This window comes from Streptomyces sp. NPDC040622, from assembly GCF_055593965.1.
The window spans coordinates 1-15,868 of sequence record NZ_JBVIXD010000019.1; the positions used below are offsets into that span (position 1 = coordinate 1).

9 protein-coding genes are annotated in these 15,868 nt (G+C 70.0%); 7 read left to right on the forward strand and 2 right to left on the reverse strand.

Features of this window, described 5'->3' with window-relative positions:
• Positions 1 to 133: 133 nt before the first annotated feature.
• Complete coding sequence (locus tag ACZ592_RS36815) at positions 134 to 1,363, reverse strand: trypsin-like serine peptidase (protein WP_471586096.1); 1,230 nt, start codon at positions 1,361 to 1,363, stop codon at positions 134 to 136.
• Positions 1,364 to 1,968: 605 nt separating this feature from the next.
• Between ACZ592_RS36815 and ACZ592_RS36820 the strand changes: the two genes are divergently transcribed.
• The 5 genes from ACZ592_RS36820 (at position 1,969) to ACZ592_RS36840 (ending at position 10,523) form a co-directional block, all read left to right on the forward strand.
• Positions 1,969 to 3,471, forward strand: coding sequence for a diaminobutyrate--2-oxoglutarate transaminase family protein (locus ACZ592_RS36820; protein WP_471586138.1), 1,503 nt, complete (start codon positions 1,969 to 1,971; stop codon positions 3,469 to 3,471).
• A 99-nt stretch (positions 3,472 to 3,570) separates the two neighbouring features.
• Positions 3,571 to 5,667 (forward strand): IucA/IucC family protein, encoded by a 2,097-nt coding sequence (locus ACZ592_RS36825; RefSeq protein ID WP_471586097.1) that lies wholly within the window; start codon positions 3,571 to 3,573, stop codon positions 5,665 to 5,667.
• A gap of 36 nt (positions 5,668 to 5,703) precedes the next feature.
• Positions 5,704 to 6,420, forward strand: a complete 717-nt coding sequence (locus ACZ592_RS36830) for a GNAT family N-acetyltransferase (protein ID WP_471586098.1) — start codon at positions 5,704 to 5,706, stop codon at positions 6,418 to 6,420.
• A gap of 169 nt (positions 6,421 to 6,589) precedes the next feature.
• Entirely contained in the window at positions 6,590 to 8,512 is a 1,923-nt protein-coding gene (locus tag ACZ592_RS36835; protein ID WP_471586139.1) for an IucA/IucC family protein, read from the forward strand.
• A 40-nt stretch (positions 8,513 to 8,552) separates the two neighbouring features.
• Positions 8,553 to 10,523 carry an ATP-dependent DNA helicase gene (locus ACZ592_RS36840; RefSeq protein WP_471586099.1) on the forward strand — a complete coding sequence of 657 codons (1,971 nt, stop codon included), beginning with the start codon at positions 8,553 to 8,555 and terminating at the stop codon, positions 10,521 to 10,523.
• 132 nt (positions 10,524 to 10,655) lie between these two features.
• Here the strand turns inward: ACZ592_RS36840 and lexA are convergent, their stop codons facing one another.
• Positions 10,656 to 11,441 carry a transcriptional repressor LexA gene (gene lexA / locus ACZ592_RS36845; RefSeq protein ID WP_135333994.1) on the reverse strand — a complete coding sequence of 262 codons (786 nt, stop codon included), beginning with the start codon at positions 11,439 to 11,441 and terminating at the stop codon, positions 10,656 to 10,658.
• A 495-nt stretch (positions 11,442 to 11,936) separates the two neighbouring features.
• On the opposite strand from lexA, the gene nrdR reads away from it, so the two are divergent.
• Positions 11,937 to 12,482 carry a transcriptional regulator NrdR gene (gene nrdR, locus ACZ592_RS36850; protein ID WP_471586100.1) on the forward strand — a complete coding sequence of 182 codons (546 nt, stop codon included), beginning with the start codon at positions 11,937 to 11,939 and terminating at the stop codon, positions 12,480 to 12,482.
• Between the two features lie 138 nt (positions 12,483 to 12,620).
• On the forward strand, positions 12,621 to 15,524 hold the full coding sequence (locus tag ACZ592_RS36855) for a vitamin B12-dependent ribonucleotide reductase (RefSeq protein ID WP_471586101.1): 2,904 nt from the start codon (positions 12,621 to 12,623) through the stop codon (positions 15,522 to 15,524).
• The last annotated feature ends 344 nt before the right edge of the window (positions 15,525 to 15,868 follow it).

Consider the following 15,868-nt stretch of genomic DNA (forward strand, 5'->3'; position numbering starts at 1 on the left):
TGGCGGGGGGGGGACCTTTGTTTGTTGTGGGGGGGCAGGACGGTTGCGTGGCGTTGGCTGGCAGGGGGGGGGGGGGGGGCGCTTGCCTTTCGGAGGTCCCCCCCCCGCCGCCGTACGTGTCTACTTGTCGGCTCTACTTGTCGGCGAACTTCTTGCTGACCGCCGAGTAGATGCCCTTGGCCTCCTTGCCCAGGCGCGGGCCGGCCAGCCAGCCCGCCGTCACCGGGCCGATGGAGGTGTTCGACACCAGGGCCTGCTTGCCGTCCTGGCCCTTGGCGACCCAGCCGCCGCCGGACGAACCGCCGGTCATGGTGCAGCCGACGCGGTACATCGTCGGGTCGGCCTTGGTCAGCGAGAGCCGGCCGGGCTTGTCCGCGCACTGGAACAGCTTCTGGCCGTCGAACGGCGGCGCCGCCGGGTAGCCGGTGGCCGTCATCGTGTCGATCCGGGGCACGGCCGGGGCGTTGAAGTCCACCGGGAGCGCGGAACCGACCGTCTCCTCGAGGGACTTGCCCTCGCTGCCCTTCTCGGGCTTCACGTGGATGACCGCGAAGTCGTACGGGGCGCCCTTGCCGCCCGTGGGACCGCCCTGTTCGATCCACTGGTCGGAGGTCTGCGCCCAGTCGCCCCACCAGACGCCGTAGGGAGCGACCTCTTCCTTGGGGGCGTTCTGCAGTTCCTCGGCCGACTTGCCGCTGTCGTTGTACGAGGGAACGAAGATCATGTTGCGGTACCAGCCGCCCTTGGCGCCCGCGTGCACGCAGTGGCCCGCGGTCCACACCATGTTGGACTTGCCCGGGTGGGCCGGGTCCTTCACGACGGTCGCGGAGCAGACCATCGAACCCTCGGGGCTGTCGAAGAAGAGCTTGCCCGACTCGGCGACCTGGTCATGGTACGGCGCCTTCACGGCGGCCGCCTCCACGGGCTTGGGGGTCGGGTCGGTGACGCCCTGGTCACCGGAGATGTCGTTGTCGTCGACGCCCCGGTCCGGGTTCTTGTCGGCGTCGCGCATCCTGTCCGGGTCCCAGAGGTCCTCGATGATCGGGTTGACGAAGTCGCCCGCCTCGCGGAGCCAGTCGTCCTTGTTCCAGTTCTTCCAGGCGCCGTTCTTCCACTCGTCCAGATCGATCCCGTTTTCCTTGAGCTTGTCCTTCCAGGCGTCCGGGATCCTGATCTTGTCGTCGCCGTTGCTGCCGCCGGGCTGCGACGAGGACGAGTCGCCGCCGGCGTTGTCCTCACTGGGGCCGCAGGCCGTGGCCGTCAGGACGAGCGCCGCGCCGAGCGCCACAGCAGCCACGGGGGACGTTCTGCTGCGCACACTCCTCCCACTGCGAACGGTGAAGAGCGGACGTATGGGTCGCATCGTGAGAATCCCCCTGGGCCTCGAAATCGTTCCAAAGTGCTGGACATCCGGGTGCGGAGCACCCGTTGCCACCGGTGCGGGCCCCTTCGCAGGATTTGCTCGGGTTTGCGCGGGGGAGCGGTGCACCGGTCGCTGATGAACGGCCCCCACACTATGCCGGTGCCGTTGGGGACGGCCGACGGAACGGCAACGGTTCCGTCACGGCAAGGATCTTCCGTTGACCCGTGATCCCCCGGAGCCCTCGTCGTTGGTACGTACGGGGGAGTCGCGTCCTGCGTTCATTCCCCTGCCAACTCGCCCGCGCGTTTGCCCACATGGAGCTCCCCGGAGCCGCCTTCGGACCGGCGCGCTCGTCCCCAGCGGGAGGACCAACAGTCGTGGCCGTGATCGAGCCTGCGCCCGCGGCAGTGTCCGCGGAAGATTCCGTAACGCCCTCCGCGGCGCAGTCCGCACCGCATTCCACCGCGCGGATCGCACCTCAGTCCGCGCCACAGAGCACACCTCGGTCCGCGCGGCGGACCGCACCGGACGCAGAGACGCACGCGGCGGCGCACGCCCAAGCGGACACTCCGGCGCCCTCCGCGGCATCCGCGGCACAGGAGGGGATCCTGCGGCGCCAGTCGGCGCGCGAATCGGCGGCACGCACCTACGCGCGCGCCCTGCCGATCGTGCCGGTCCGCGCCCGCGGCCTGACCATCGAGGGTGCCGACGGGCGGCGCTACCTCGACTGTCTCTCCGGCGCCGGCACCCTGGCCCTCGGCCACAATCACCCCGTGGTGCTCGAAGCGATCAGGAAAGTCCTCGACTCCGGGGCACCGCTGCACGTCCTCGACCTGGCCACGCCCGTCAAGGACGCTTTCACCACCGAGCTGTTCCAGACACTGCCGCGTGGCCTGGCCGACCGCGCGCGCATCCAGTTCTGTGGCCCCGCCGGTACGGACGCGGTGGAGGCGGCGCTCAAACTGGTCCGCGCCGCCACCGGTCGCGACGGCATGTTCGCCTTCACCGGCGCATATCACGGGATGACGGCCGGGGCGCTCGAAGTCTCCGGCGGCGCACCCGGCGTACGCGTCACGCGCCTGCCCTACCCGCAGGACTACCGCTGCCCGTTCGGCCTCGGCGGTGCCCGCGGCGCCGAACTCTCCGCCCGGTGGACCGAGAACCTCCTCGACGACACCAAGTCGGGCGTCCCGGTACCGGCCGGCATGATCCTCGAACCGGTCCAGGGCGAGGGAGGGGTCTTCCCGGCTCCCGATTCCTGGCTGCGCCGGATGCGCGAGATCACCGCCGCACGCGACATCCCGCTCATCGCGGACGAGGTGCAGACCGGTGTCGGGCGCACGGGCGCGTTCTGGGCCGTGGAGCACAGCGGAGTCGTCCCGGACGTGATGGTGCTCTCCAAAGCGATCGGCGGCAGTCTCCCGCTGGCCGTCGTGGTCTACCGGGACGACCTCGACGTCTGGCCGCCCGGCGCCCACGCAGGCACCTTCCGCGGCAACCAACTCGCCATGGCCGCGGGCGCCGCGACCCTCACGTTCGTCCGCGAGAACGGCCTCGCAGAACGCGCCGCCACCCTCGGCGCCCACATGCTCGCCCAACTCCGTTCCCTGGCCGAGGATCACCCCTGCATCGGTGAAGTGCGCGGCCGGGGTTTGATGATCGGCGTGGAACTGGTGGATCCTGCTTCGCAGTTGGTCCCTTCGTCGGGGTTGGGGCAAGGCTCGGGAGTGGATGTGGCCCATGAGCGGGGAACGGTGTCGGAGGCGGTTCTGGCGCCCTGTGCCGACGCGCGGGGCGGGCACCCCGAGGGCTCGGCGGGCCCCACCCGTGCCCAGACGGCACCCGACCGTCCGGACGTCTTTCCCGGCCGCTCGGACGCCTTTTCGGACGATCTTCCTGCCGCCCGGCCCCGCCCACCGGCCCCCGAACTGGCCGCGGCGGTGCAGCGCGAGTGCCTGCGCCGTGGCCTCATCGTCGAACTCGGTGGCCGTCACTCCAGCGTCGTACGCCTCCTTCCTCCTCTGACCATCACCGACGAACAGGCGGTGGCGGTCCTCGACCGCCTGGCCGACGCGCTGGTCACCGCGGCGAGGACCCACCGCGGATAGCCACGACGGACCGGAGCCGCTCTCGGCGGACGTGAACCACCGGGCGCGCACCGGCCCACCGCCGCGCGGAGCCCCGAACAACCTCACAAGGAAGCCCTCTTGAACGCCACCCCCGCATCCGAAGGCCGGCCCCACCCCCACGCCCCAGACGCGTGCGGCGCGCACACCTCCACGGTGGCGGAGTCCGGTACGGTCCCCCGGCAGAAGGGTGGCGGCCAGGAGGCCGAGCGCCTGCGCGGCGCCTCCACCGACCTGCTGGAGCACCCCGACCCGCACACCGCCGCACAGGCGGCGGCCGTCGAGAACCTCCTGCGCTGCTGGGTCAGGGAGAACAACCTCCCCGCCCCGGACCGCGGTGTCCTGCGGATTCCTCTCGAGGCCAGCGGAACCGCCCTGCTCGTCCCCGTGCACTACTGGTCGGCCACCGGCTGGCACCGCTTCAGCCTCCCCTACCTGGAGGAAGGCCCGGCGACCGCCCCGCCCGTGGACGCCGTCACCGTCGCCGCCCTCCTCGGCCGCGAGACCGCCCGCCGCGCCACGGAATCGCAGGCACCGGGCACGAGCGGGTCGACTGGGCCGGCCGGGTCGACTGGGCCGGCCCGGAACGAGGCAGCCGCCCTCGGCGATCCGGCCGGGGCGGGCGACCAGGCCGGACCGGGTGCCGTGGCACATACGGAAGGTGCCGCTGACGCCGTTGACGCTGCCGACCTGTCCGGCACGCGTGGAGCGCCCGATCCGGTCGACGGCGCCGACCTGGTCGGACGGGTCGCCGACTCGGTCCGGCGCACGGCCGAGTTCATCGCCGACCGCCGCAACAGGCCCATCGACGAGACCGATCTCTTTCTCGCCGCCGAACAGTCACTGCTCCTCGGGCACCCCCTGCATCCGACCCCCAAGAGCCGCGAGGGCCTGTCCGACACCGAATCCCGCCTCTACTCACCGGAGATGCGCGGCGCCTTCCCTCTGCACTGGCTGGCCGTCGACCGCTCCGTACTCGCCTCCGACTCGGCCTGGACCGAGCGCGGGCGCACGGTCCCCGCCGACCGGCTCACCGCCCGGCTCGCCGGCTCGGACCTGCCGCTCCCGGACGACTTCGTCGCCCTGCCCGTGCATCCCTGGCAGATCCGCGAGCTCCGGCACCGCCCCTCGACCGCCGAGCTCCTCGACGCCGGACTCCTCCGTGACCTCGGCCCACACGGCACCCCCTGGTCCCCCACCTCCTCCGTGCGCACGCTCTACCGTTCGGGCGCGGCCGCCATGCTGAAGCTCTCGCTCGGTCTGCGCATCACCAACTCCCGTCGGGAGAACCTCCGCAAGGAACTCCACCGCGGCGTCGAGGTGCACCGCCTGCTGCGCAGCGGCCTCGGGGAAGCGTGGCAGTCGGCCCACCCCTGCTTCGACGTGGTCCGCGACCCCGCCTGGCTCGCCGTCACCGGCTCCGACGGCACGCCCGTGGCCGGGCTCGACGTCATGATCCGGCACAACCCCTTCGGCCCCGGTGACGACGCCACGTGCATCGCCGGACTCGTCTCGCCTCGGCCGTCGGCGCTGCCCGCCTGCCAGGACCGGCCGGTGATGCGGTCCCGGCTCGGCGAGACGATCACGCGCCTCGCCGGACGAACGGGACGTCCCCGCGGCGCCGTTGCCGCCGAGTGGTTCCTGCGCTACCTCGAGATCGTCGTCCGCCCCGTGCTGTGGTTGGACAGCGAGGCAGGCGTCGCCCTCGAGGCACACCAGCAGAACACCCTCCTCCTGCTCGACCCCGAGGGGTGGCCCGTGGGCGGCCGCTACCGCGACAACCAGGGCTACTACTTCCGCGAATCCCGGCGTGCCGACCTCGAGCGGCGGCTTCCGGGCCTCGGCCGGGAGAGCGACACCTTCGTCTCCGACGAGGTGGCGGACGAGCGGTTCGCCTACTACCTCGGCATCAACAACGTCCTCGGCCTCATCGGTGCGCTCGGTGCCGAACGGCTCGCGGACGAACGGTTGCTGCTCGCCGCCTTCCGCCGCTTCCTCGGCGATGCCGCGTCGGGACCGGACAGGCTGCGCACCTCGCTGCCCGCGACCTTGCTCGACTCACCGGTGCTGCGGTGCAAGGCCAACCTGCTGACCCGGCTGCACGGCCTCGACGAACTCGTCGGCCCGGTCGACACCCAGTCCGTCTACGTCACCATCGCCAACCCCCTTCATTCCTGAGGAACATGACCCACCTCTTCTGACAGGAGCGACGCCGTGCCTCCCACCGATGCGAGCACCGACGCCGGGACAGAATCCGCCGCAGCCGGCTCCGACTGCACAGACACCCTCGACCTGCGTCTGTCCGACGAGCTCGTCGCCCTGCTGGCCGAGAGCGACGGGCGCGATGCCACGGCGACGGACGATCTCCTGGACGGCGTCGGCGGCTGGGGCCCCGTCACCACCGCCGCCGGCGTCTTCCAGCTCGTCCCCGTACGCCTCGCACGCGACCTGCCACTGATCAGCCGCTGGATGAACGACCCGGCCGTGACCGCCTTCTGGGAACTGGCCGGACCCGAAGGCGTCACAGAGGATCACCTGCGCACCCAGCTCGACGGAGACGGGCGCAGCGTCCCCTGCCTGGGCGTGCTGGAGGGCATGCCGATGAGCTACTGGGAGATCTACCGGGCGGACCTCGACCCGCTCGCCCGGCACTACCCTTCACGCCCGCACGACACCGGAATTCACCTCCTGGTCGGTGGTGTCGCGGACCGTGGCAGGGGCCTCGGCACGTCCTTGCTGAGAGCCGTCGCCGACCTGGTGCTCGACCACCGCCCCGCCTGCGCACGTGTCGTAGCAGAACCCGACCTGCGCAACACCCCCTCCGTCTCCGCATTCCTGAGCGCCGGCTTCCGCTTCTCCGCCGAGCTGGATCTGCCCGACAAACGCGCGGCGCTCATGGTCCGTGACCGGGCCCTGCGCGCCGTGCTCTGACCCGGTCACTCTTAGTACACCGCTCGCCCCGATCCGGTTCCCTCCCTGAGGAGTCCCCGTGCCGAATCCGTCCGCCAGCCAGATTCTTCGCCCCGCCGCCGAGCTGCATGCCCCGCCCGAGCTGAACCAGGACAGATGGCGGGAGGCCGGGCGCCGCCTGCTGGCCAAGATGATCGGCGAGTTCGCGTACGAGGAAGTCATCCGGCCCGTACCGGCAGGGGAGGGGCGGGTGGACACCTACCTGCTCCCCCTCGAACCGGCCGAACAGGACGGGGTCTCCGAGCCGGCCGAACAGGACGGGGGCTCGGAGCCGGCCGAACAGGACGGGGTCCCCGAGCCGACCGCAGAGGACGACGCGTCCGAGTCGACCGAAGAGGACGATGCGCCCAAGCTTGCCGAACAGGGCATGGCCGCCGCACTGGCATCGGCACCCGCACCGGCCCCCGCACTGACCGGGCGACAGGACGCCTGCCTCATCTTCCGCGCCCGCCGCGGCTCGTACGGCAGTTGGTACGTGGACCCGGCAAGTCTCGCCCTGGCTGAGGGCGACGGGCCCGCCCTCCCCTTCGGCGACCCCCTGCGATTCCTCGTGCTGGCCCGCCGGACCCTGGGCCTGGACGGCGCCACGCTCGGCCATCTCATCCGTGAGCTCACCGTCACGCTCAGCGCCGACGTGCGCATCGGCCACACGGCTCTCGGCGCCGCGCAACTCGCCGACCTCGGCTACGCCGAACTCGAAGGCCACCAGACCGGCCATCCCTGGCTCGTCCTCAACAAGGGACGGATCGGATTCTCCGCCGGTGACACCGACCGGTGGGTGCCCGAAGCCCGGCGCTCCACGACCCTTCCCTGGATCGCCGTCCACACCACCCTCGCCACCTACCGAGGCGTCGCGGGGCTCGACACCGCGCAGCAGCTCTACGCCCGTGAACTCGCCGAGGACACCCGGGAATCCTTCGCGCACTTAATCCGCGCACGCGGACTCGACCCGGGGGAGTACCTCTACCTGCCCGTGCACCCCTGGCAGTGGGACGAGATCGTGCTGCCTCTCTTCGCGCCGTCCGTGGCCTCGGACGCCATCGTTCCGCTCTGCAGCGACGGGGATCTGCGCCTTCCGCAACAGTCGATCCGTACGTTCCTCAACATGTCCCGCCCCGACCGCCACACCGTGAAGCTTCCGCTGTCGGTCCTCAACACCCTCGTGTGGCGCGGCCTGCCCACCGAACGCACGATCGCCGCGCCCGCCGTCACCGCGTGGATGCACGCCCTGCGCGACGCGGACCCGTTCCTGCGTGAAGAATGCGGGGTGATCCTGCTCGGCGAAGTCGCCTCGGTCGCCGTCGAACACCCCGTGTACGACGGCCTGCCCGAAGTCCCCTACCAGTACAGGGAACTGCTCGGCGCCATCTGGCGCGAGCCGATCGGCCGCTACCTCGCCCCCGGCGAACGTGCCCGCACCCTCGCCTCGCTCGCGCACACCGATCCCGCAGGCCGCGCCTTCGTCGCCGAGCTCGTGCAACGTTCCGGGCTGGCTCCCGAGGCCTGGCTGCGCCGGCTCTTCAGCGCTCTGCTTCCCCCGCTGCTGCACTTCCTCTACCGGTACGGCACCGTGTTCTCCCCTCACGGGGAGAACACCATCGTCGTCTTCGACGACCAGGACGTGCCCGTCCGGCTCGCGGTGAAGGACTTCGTGGACGACGTCAACGTGAGCGCCGTGCCGTTGCCCGAGCAGGACTCGATGCCGGACGACGTGCGCGACGTACTGCTCACCGAGCCCCCCGGGTTTCTCACGCAGTTCATCCACTCGGGTCTTTTCGTGGGCGTCTTCCGATACCTGGCGCCTCTGTGCGAGGAACAACTCAGCGTGCCGGAGACCGACTTCTGGGGCTTCGTACGGGCGGAGATCCTCCGGTACCAGGCGAATGCCCCGGAGCTGAAGGAACGGTACGAGATGTTCGACCTGCTCACTCCCCGTATCGAGCGGCTCTGCCTGAACCGGAACCGTCTCCACCTCGACGGTTACCGCGACCGCTCGGAGCGTCCGCACGCCGCCGTGCACGGCACCGTGGCCAACCCCCTCCACCAGCCGTGATCGCCGGATTGTCAGTGGGGCACCGTAGGGTGGTCGCGCTATGACGAAGCCCTCCCTCACCGAGCTCCTGCACGCCGCCGTCACCGCCGTCGGCGGCACGGAACGCCCTGGCCAGGTGTCCATGGCCGAGACCGTCGCCCAGGTGATCGACGACGGTTCCCACCTGCTGGTCCAGGCCGGCACCGGAACCGGCAAATCCCTCGGCTATCTCGTGCCGGCCCTGGCGCACGGCGAGCGCGTGGTGATCGCGACGGCCACCCTCGCCCTGCAGCGCCAGCTGGTGGAGCGGGACCTGCCACGCACGGTGGACGCGCTGCATCCGCTGCTGCGCCGTCGCCCCCAGTACGCGATGCTCAAGGGCCGCTCGAACTACCTGTGCCTGCACCGCCTCCACGAAGGCGTGCCGCAGGACGAGGAGGAGGGGCTCTTCGACCAGTTCGAGGCGGCCGCCCCCACCAGCAAGCTGGGCCAGGACCTCCTGCGGATGCGGGACTGGGCGGACGAGACCGAGACCGGCGACCGGGACGACCTCACCCCCGGCGTGTCCGACCGGGCCTGGTCCCAGATCTCCGTCTCCTCCAGGGAATGCCTGGGCGCGTCGAAGTGCGCCTACGGTGCGGAGTGTTTCGCCGAGGCGGCCCGCGAGCGCGCCAAGCTCTCCGACGTCGTCGTCACGAACCACGCACTGCTGGCCATCGACGCCATCGAGGGCGCACCCGTCCTGCCCCAGCACGAGGTGCTGATCGTGGACGAGGCCCACGAGCTGGTCTCCCGTGTCACGGGCGTGGCCACGGGCGAGCTCACCCCGGGGCAGGTCAACCGCGCGGTGCGCCGCGCGGCGAAGCTCGTCAACGAAAAGGCGGCGGACCAGCTCCAGACCGCCTCGGAGGGCTTCGAACGGGTGATGGAGCTGGCCCTGCCGGGCCGCCTGGAAGAGGTCCCCGAGGACCTCGGGTACGCGCTGATGGCCCTGCGGGACGCGGCGCGCACGGTCATCACGGCGATCGGCTCGACCCGGGACAAGTCGGTCCAGGACGAGGACGCGGTCCGTAAGCAGGCGCTCGCCTCCGTGGAGTCGATCCACGACGTGGCGGAGCGCATCACGAACGGCTCCGAGTACGACGTCATCTGGTACGAGCGGCACGACCGCTTCGGTGCCTCCGTGCGCGTGGCGCCCATGTCCGTGTCGGGGCTCCTGCGGGAGAAGCTCTTCGCCGACCGTTCGGTGATTCTCACCTCCGCCACGCTCAAGCTCGGCGGTGACTTCAACGGCGTGGGGGCCTCGCTCGGCCTGTCTCCGGAGGGCACCGAGGCCGAGGACGTACCCGTCTGGAAGGGCCTCGACGTCGGCTCGCCGTTCGACTACGGCAAACAGGGCATCCTGTACGTCGCCAAGCACCTGGCCCGTCCGGGACGCGAGGGCACCCGCAGCGACATGCTCGATGAGCTGGCCGAGCTGATCGAGGCGGCCGGCGGGCGCACCCTCGGCCTGTTCTCCTCCATGCGCGCGGCCCAGAGCGCGGCGGAGGAGCTGCGGGAGCGCCTCGACGTGCCCATCCTGCTGCAGGGCGAGGAGACCCTGGGCGAGCTGATCAAGGGCTTCGCGGCGGACTCGAAGACGTGCCTCTTCGGGACGCTCTCGCTCTGGCAGGGCGTCGATGTGCCGGGCACCAGCTGCCAGCTGGTGATCATGGACAAGATTCCGTTCCCGCGTCCTGACGATCCGCTGATGAGCGCCCGCCAGAAGGCGGTCGACGACGCGGGTGGCAACGGCTTCATGGCGGTCGCGGCGACGCACGCGGCACTGCTGATGGCGCAGGGCGCGGGACGTCTCGTACGAGCGTCGGGGGACCGCGGTGTGGTCGCCGTCCTGGACCCCCGGCTGGCCACCGCGCGCTACGGCAGCTATCTGCGGGCCTCGCTGCCCGATTTCTGGTACACGACGGACCGTAATCAAGCGCGCCGCTCGCTGGCCGCGATCGACGCCGCGGCGAAGGCCGAGGAGGCGTAGCCCGCGGAGTCCCGCGGGCCGGACGGATTTGTTCCCCCCCGGCGCTCCGGGGAGCCGGGGCTGCCACTGCCGGACGCGGCAGGGCCCCGGAACCGGCGCAGTTGGTTCCGGGGCCCGGTCAGGGGCGGTGTCTCACACCCGCCGCAGCACCGCCACGACCTTGCCGAGGATCGTCGCCTCGTCGCCGGGGATCGGCTGGTACGCGGAGTTGTGCGGGAGGAGCCAGACGTGTCCGTCCTCGCGCTTGAAGCGCTTGACGGTGGCTTCGCCGTCCAGCATGGCGGCCACGATGTCGCCGTTCTCCGCGACGGGCTGGCGGCGCACGGTGACCCAGTCGCCGTCGCAGATCGCCGCTTCGATCATCGAGTCACCGACGACCTTCAGCACGAAGAGCTCACCGTCGCCGACGAGCTGCCGGGGGAGGGGGAAGACGTCCTCCACCGACTCCTCGGCGAGGATCGGCCCACCGGCCGCGATACGGCCGACGAGCGGCACGTACGAAGCGGCGGGCTTGCCCGCGGTGTCGGTGGGCTGGCTGCTCGGCTGGTCCGAGCCCCGCACCTCGTACGCGCGCGGGCGGTGCGGGTCGCGGCGCAGGAAGCCCTTGCGTTCCAGGGCCATCAGCTGATGGGCGACCGAGGAGGTGCTGGAGAGGCCGACGGCTTGTCCGATCTCCCGCATCGACGGCGGGTAACCGCGTCGCTGCACGGAGTCCCTGATCACCTCGATGACCCGGCGCTGCCGGTCCGTGAGTCCCGAGCTGTCCGCCCGGATGCCTGGAGGTCGGCCCGGCAGGGAGCGGGTGGGCTTGGGCCCCTCCTGGTTCGTGGCTGCGTCATTCATGGCATGCACCGGCTCGAGTCGGCTCTGGGAGCGGTCCTGGGCAGTGATGGTGGCGCTGTCTGCGGTGGTGGTCACGTCGGTCGGCCCCTCTCGAGATGTTCTCTCCCTAGCTAGCCAACGGTAGTTGCTTTCGAAAGGTTGCGCCAAACACACGTTCGAGTGAAAAACCGCAGATTACCTATCGTGATCATGTGTTTGGGTGTATGGCTCACGCTCGGGCCGAACGGCATTTCGGTTCATTACGGTACGCTTCACCGCCGGGACGATGAGCCCCTCGGTGGGGTCTCCATCTTGCCACCCGGCGCCCCGTCAACCCCGCACCGGCCCCCGTGCCGAGCGGCGCGAGTGACGGCTGAGTGCGCCCGGCGCCGCCTGGGGCGGGACGACACGCGCGGGGTCGAAAAAGCGGCCAAACCCCAGATCTAGTGGTTGGATTGCGGCAGCAGCCCAGAAGTTGTGGTCCCTGGTCTTTCAGGGGCTCGGGGATCGCCTATGCTTGGGGCTGCTTCGAGGGCCCCCAGGGTCCGTTGAGGCTTATGAGTCGTGCCGTGAAGGAGGGTTGGGAGTTCCATGCACTGCCCCTTCTGCAGGCACCCCGACAGTCGCGTAGTCGACAGCCGCACCACTGACGACGGCACGTCGATCCGCAGGCGCCGTCAGTGCCCAGACTGCTCCCGTCGTTTCACGACCGTGGAGACGTGCTCACTGATGGTGGTCAAGCGCAGCGGCGTGACCGAACCCTTCAGTCGTACGAAGGTCATCAATGGCGTCCGCAAGGCATGCCAGGGGCGGCCGGTGACCGAGGACGCCCTCGCTCTGCTCGGCCAGCGGGTCGAAGAGGCCGTGCGGGCCACCGGGAGCGCCGAACTGACCACGCACGACGTGGGCCTTGCCATACTCGGTCCGCTGCAGGAGCTCGACCTGGTCGCCTACCTGCGCTTCGCGTCCGTGTACCGGGCCTTCGACTCGCTCGAGGACTTCGAGGCTGCCATCGGGGAGCTGAGGGAACAGCGGCTCGACGCGGAGCCGCGCGACGCGGGCGGAGAGCGCGTCGTGAATGACAGCGGGCCCGGAGGGACTGTCGAAGTCCCGGTGCCCGCCACCGCCGCCGACTGACCGGCTTACCGACCGGCCGGCGGCGAACCAGACCTGTTGAGGGCGTCATTCGTGATGCCCGCAACATCAGACACACATCCGTGCCACGGGGAACAACGTGGCACTTCAGGGCGTTTTAGCCTGATACAGGGAGGCGGCATGACCGAGACGACGAGCGGCCCGGCACGAGGTTCCCGCGCCAAGGGAACCAAGGCCAACAAGGGTCTGCGTATCGAGCGCATCCACACGACGCCCGGCGTGCATCCGTACGACGAGGTGGCCTGGGAGCGCCGTGACGTCGTCATGACCAACTGGCGCGACGGCTCGATCAACTTCGAGCAGCGTGGCGTCGAGTTCCCCGACTTCTGGTCGGTGAACGCGGTCAACATCGTCACCAGCAAGTACTTCCGCGGGGCCGTCGGTACCCCGCAGCGCGAGACCGGCCTCAAGCAGCTGATCGACCGCATCGTGAAGACCTACCGCAAGGCCGGTGAGGACTACAACTACTTCGCCTCGCCCGCCGACGCCGAGATCTTCGAGCACGAGCTGGCGTACGCCCTCCTGCACCAGATCTTCAGCTTCAACTCGCCGGTCTGGTTCAACGTCGGAACGCCCCAGCCGCAGCAGGTTTCCGCCTGCTTCATCCTGGCCGTCGACGACTCCATGGAGTCGATCCTCGACTGGTACAAGGAAGAGGGCATGATCTTCAAGGGCGGCTCCGGTGCCGGCCTGAACCTCTCCCGCATCCGTTCCTCCAAGGAACTGCTGTCCTCCGGAGGCAACGCCTCGGGTCCCGTCTCCTTCATGCGCGGTGCCGACGCCTCCGCAGGAACGATCAAGTCCGGTGGCGCCACGCGCCGCGCGGCCAAGATGGTCATCCTCGACGTCGACCACCCCGACATCGAGGGCTTCATCGAGACCAAGGTGAAGGAAGAGGAGAAGATCCGCGCCCTGCGCGACGCGGGCTTCGACATGGACCTGGGCGGCGACGACATCACGTCCGTCCAGTACCAGAACGCCAACAACTCGGTCCGCGTGAACGACACGTTCATGAAGGCGGTCGAGGAGGGCGGCAAGTTCGGCCTGACGTCCCGCATGACGGGCGACGTCATCGAGGAGGTCGACGCCAAGTCGCTCTTCCGCAAGATGGCCGAGGCCGCGTGGGCCTGTGCCGACCCCGGCATCCAGTACGACGACACCATCAACGCCTGGCACACCTGCCCGGAGTCCGGCCGCATCAACGGCTCGAACCCGTGCAGCGAGTACATGCACCTGGACAACACGTCCTGCAACCTCGCCTCGCTGAACCTGATGAAGTTCCTCAAGGACGACGGCCTGGGCAACCAGTCCTTCGACGCCGAGCGCTTCTCCAAGGTCGTCGAGCTGGTCATCACCGCGATGGACATCTCGATCTGCTTCGCGGACTTCCCGACCCAGAAGATCGGCGAGAACACCCGCGCCTTCCGCCAGCTGGGCATCGGCTACGCCAACCTCGGCGCCCTGCTGATGGCCACCGGTCACGCGTACGACTCCGACGGCGGCCGCTCCCTGGCCGGCGCCATCACGTCGCTGATGACGGGTACCTCGTACAAGCGGTCCGCCGAGCTCGCCGCGGTCGTCGGTCCCTATGACGGCTACGCCCGCAACGCCACCCCGCACAAGCGCGTCATGAAGCAGCACTCCGACGCCAACGCCACGGCCGTCCGCATCGACGACCTGGACACGCCGGTCTGGGCCGCGGCCACGGAGGCCTGGCAGGACGTGCTCCGCCTCGGTGAGAAGAACGGTTTCCGTAACTCTCAGGCATCGGTCATCGCCCCGACCGGCACCATCGGTCTCGCGATGTCCTGCGACACCACGGGCCTGGAGCCCGACCTCGCCCTGGTGAAGTTCAAGAAGCTCGTCGGCGGCGGCTCGATGCAGATCGTCAACGGCACCGTGCCGCAGGCCCTGCGTCGCCTGGGCTACCAGGAGGAGCAGATCGAGGCGATCGTCGCCCACATCGCCGACAACGGCAATGTGATCGACGCCCCGGGTCTGAAGACCGAGCACTACGAGGTCTTCGACTGCGCCATGGGCGAGCGCTCCATCTCGGCGATGGGCCACGTCCGCATGATGGCCGCGATCCAGCCGTGGATCTCGGGCGCCCTCTCCAAGACGGTCAACCTCCCCGAGACCGCCACCGTCGAGGACGTCGAAGAGGTCTACTACGAGGCCTGGAAGATGGGCGTCAAGGCGCTCGCCATCTACCGCGACAACTGCAAGGTCGGCCAGCCTCTCTCCGCCAAGAAGAAGGAGGAGGTCAAGGCTGAGATCACCGAGAAGACCGAGGACACGATCCGTGCCGCGGTCGAGAAGGTGGTCGAGTACCGCCCGGTCCGCAAGCGCCTCCCGAAGGGGCGTCCCGGCATCACCACCTCCTTCACCGTGGGTGGCGCCGAGGGCTACATGACCGCCAACTCCTACCCGGACGACGGTCTCGGCGAGGTCTTCCTGAAGATGTCCAAGCAGGGCTCGACCCTCGCGGGCATGATGGACGCCTTCTCCATCGCCGTCTCGGTCGGTCTGCAGTACGGCGTGCCCCTGGAGACGTACGTTTCCAAGTTCACGAACATGCGCTTCGAGCCGGCCGGCATGACGGACGACCCGGACGTGCGGATGGCACAGTCGATCGTCGACTACATCTTCCGCCGCCTGGCGCTGGACTTCCTGCCCTTCGAGACGCGCTCCGCGCTCGGCATCCACTCCGCCGAGGAGCGTCAGCGCCACCTGGAGACCGGTTCGTACGAGCCCTCCATGGACGAGTCCGAGGTCGACGTCGAGGGTCTGGCCCAGTCCGCCCCGCGGCAGACCGAGTCGCTGAAGGCGGTCGCCACGCCGAAGGCGGAGGCCGAGACGGTCAAGGACGCCCCGCAGCAGGCGCACACCAGCGCCGAGCTCGTCGAGATGCAGCTGGGCATCCAGGCCGACGCCCCGCTCTGCTTCTCCTGCGGCACGAAGATGCAGCGGGCCGGTTCCTGCTACATCTGCGAGGGCTGCGGCTCGACCAGCGGCTGCAGCTGACCCTGGGCGCCGCTGAGGCGTGAAGTACCTGTTGGAGGCGGTGGAGTCGCTTGCGCGGCTCCACCGCCTCCGGCGTGTGTGAGGGGGGTCTTGGGGGCCTGGGACGACCTATGCCGGGCGCTCGACCGCGAGGAGTGGACCCGGCCCCACGCGCGCCGGGGGGGCGGGGACAGCCGGAGGCGCCGGCTCGGCGACTACAAGGTGCCGCAATCGGGGCCGCGGGCGTGTCCCGATCGTGAGCCTGCCGTCGACGAGTCGGGGTCGCGCGCCGACACGAATCCGGGACCTGCCGTCGACGCATGGGCGCACGCCGGAAGGCGAATGCCAGGAGTCGGTGGCCGTCG